This window comes from Paenibacillus sp. 01T47 (genome assembly GCF_056398245.1).
In genome coordinates this window covers 1-2,357 of sequence record NZ_JBFTPA010000062.1, presented here as the reverse complement: position 1 = coordinate 2,357, position 2,357 = coordinate 1, and the positions used below count along the sequence as shown (strand labels likewise).

The 2,357-nt window shown below is 34.5% G+C and carries 4 protein-coding genes; all 4 read left to right on the top strand.

Annotated features, from left to right (window positions below):
• A partial coding sequence (locus tag AC1DOV_RS34620; protein WP_477552154.1) for a hypothetical protein occupies positions 1-362 on the top strand: 362 nt, incomplete at its 5' end.
• A gap of 114 nt (positions 363-476) precedes the next feature.
• Entirely contained in the window at positions 477-875 is a 399-nt protein-coding gene (locus tag AC1DOV_RS34615; protein WP_441887141.1) for a hypothetical protein, read from the top strand.
• Between the two features lie 104 nt (positions 876-979).
• Positions 980-1,210: a DUF6199 family natural product biosynthesis protein gene (locus AC1DOV_RS34610; protein WP_441887139.1), complete on the top strand. Its 231-nt coding sequence runs from the start codon at positions 980-982 to the stop codon at positions 1,208-1,210.
• 404 nt (positions 1,211-1,614) lie between these two features.
• Positions 1,615-2,010, top strand: coding sequence for a hypothetical protein (locus AC1DOV_RS34605; RefSeq protein WP_441887137.1), 396 nt, complete (start codon positions 1,615-1,617; stop codon positions 2,008-2,010).
• The last annotated feature ends 347 nt before the right edge of the window (positions 2,011-2,357 follow it).

The window sequence follows — 2,357 nt, the reverse complement described above, 5'->3', positions numbered from 1 at the left end:
ATGTCATTTTGCATGAAAATAAAGAAGTCTTTGAAGATCATTGGCAAGCAAGAACAGAAGCTTATGAATCGCTACCAGAAGAAGATATTCAAAGTATTTTAGTCTATACTCAAAAGAAACTAAATGAAATATCAAATTATTTGAATACCATTAAGTTCAATAAACAGTCAAAGGATGTTTTATTCTTCTTTACGGACTATGTAGATCATTTATTGAAATATCACAAAAATAAATTTGATATGAGGTATCACCTACAATACATGTATTTATATAGTGAATTATTATTAGGATCGCAAAGGTATATAGCGATTAAGAATAATTTAAGAGAGATTGAAGGGGGTTCGAGGAAGACGATTCATTAAGCTAACGGGAAGGATAGTTCAATCACTTCGCGAATATTCATGTATGGATTTTTATAAAGTTTATAAAAAGACTTTTAAATAAAATTCCCTAATTTGCTGTAAAGGCGGAATAATATGAATAAAGATATTCAAATTTTAATGGATAACTATGAGCTTAAAGAGGGAACATTTATCTACGCTTTAGTTGAAAAATCATCTTTCAATGAAGCATATTTTTGGAATTATTATAATGCGCAGATTGAAATTAATAAGCAGACATTAAATAAGTCATTGGACAGGGAATTAACTAAAATTGTCCACTGGATACATAAACGAATTATTGTTCTATTACTTTGTCATTTTATTGAAACAGATATATATTCAATATCTAACTTGCCAAAAGAAAAATTAACACATTTTACTGAACGATTAGACTTTATGATTGAAGGATACTTTGGCAACTTTGTAATGAGTGAAAAACAATTTGGTGACGATATCAAGAATCCTAAATACCCAGAGTTATATTACATTTGATTTTCACGCTTAGTCGGCATGATTTTTTAAGCTAACGGGAAACGTTAGTTCAAAGCTTATGGGTTCTCGCTCGGGGATGGAATCATCATTTAGGAGGGAGATAAGTGTCAGATCGGATAATTATGAGTATAATTTTTTTGATTGTATTTGGTGGTTTTGGTCTGCTAAACATTCTTTATACTGAGTTTATGATTTCAACAACATCAAGTTTCAAAAATCAAAAGAGAACAACAAAAGCAATGATAAAACGATTTAAAATAAGCGGATATGTCACTGTAATTTTTGCGATAATTATGGTAATAGTTACGTGGATGGGAGGACTTAAGGGAATATAGAACATAGGCAGAAATCATTCGAGTGACTAATATAGTGTCCATCCACGTCGTTTTGGGAGAGATTGGGATTGAACTAACGGGAAACGATAGTTGAACAAACATGGAGTAGTTTGCTGCGGCAGCTGCTCCATTTTTTCATTACGCTAACGGGCAGTTTAGCGTGGAATTGACCAAATTGAAAACATGAAAATAGAACACCTGAAAGTTACACTTTTTGGATAAAAGTAAATGAAATATAATGTCCTAGGAACCTCCTAAGAGAAGCAAATGCTGAAGTAAGGAGATAGCGTGCTTTAAGAGAGCTTATTTGAAGGAAATCTTCTTCGGAGTTGTTTTGCTTGTGTACTCCTTCTTCAGCATACGAAGCAAAACATAATCTTAGTGATAGTGGGATGGTGCATTATATGGCGGATAGAAAAGAAGAACGAAAAAGAACCTACCGTGCTTTGGCTATAGTCCTCTGTAGCATTACCATACCTATTGCAATTTTGTACTACGGATATTTCCAAATTGTTTATGCAGAAAAAGTAATTCTCACTCAAAACTCCCCTAACAAAAAAAATCAAGTTGAAATTAGGGTTCGAGGACAGAATGCTTTTTTTTCGAATGCACCGATACGAATACACTATGGAAAAATTGGACATCTACGAACTTATATCGAAGAAAGAATTAACAATGATGGCAAGACTCTTATTGCCGAAAATTTCGAGTTTACTTGGATAACAGAAGACGTCGTTTCAATTATTCTTAAAGGGGAAGAGCAAAAAGATAAGACATTAGAAATTACTTTTCCTAATTGATTTAGACGGGATAAGAAATTCTGCATTTTTTCAAAAATAATCAGAAAATCGATTAAGCTCCCTTGGTACGATATGATTTTCTCACGAATTCTTCTTATTCGCAGGATTTCGCCCGGATAGTAAGGGGGGAAGACATGAAGGGAATACCCTGTTAGACTTCGGTAACATGAAGACGCACGGGAATAGAGGAGGGATATCACCGTCCTATATACTTCCATTTACTGCACGCATTCTCCACGCCACCCTTGGAGGTTTTCACTCCCATGTCTTAACGGGTCTATGCCCTCTCATTCCTTCGTTACGCCTATCCAAGGGGTGGAGGCCGGTCTTGCTAACGGTACGGGTCG

What these genes read in the sequence shown, in the direction of transcription:
- AC1DOV_RS34615 (WP_441887141.1), top strand. Translation starts at nt 477, where the DNA reads ATGAATAAAGATATTCAAATTTTAATGGATAACTATGAGCTTAAAGAG.
- AC1DOV_RS34605 (WP_441887137.1), top strand. Translation starts at nt 1,615, where the DNA reads ATGGCGGATAGAAAAGAAGAACGAAAAAGAACCTACCGTGCTTTGGCT.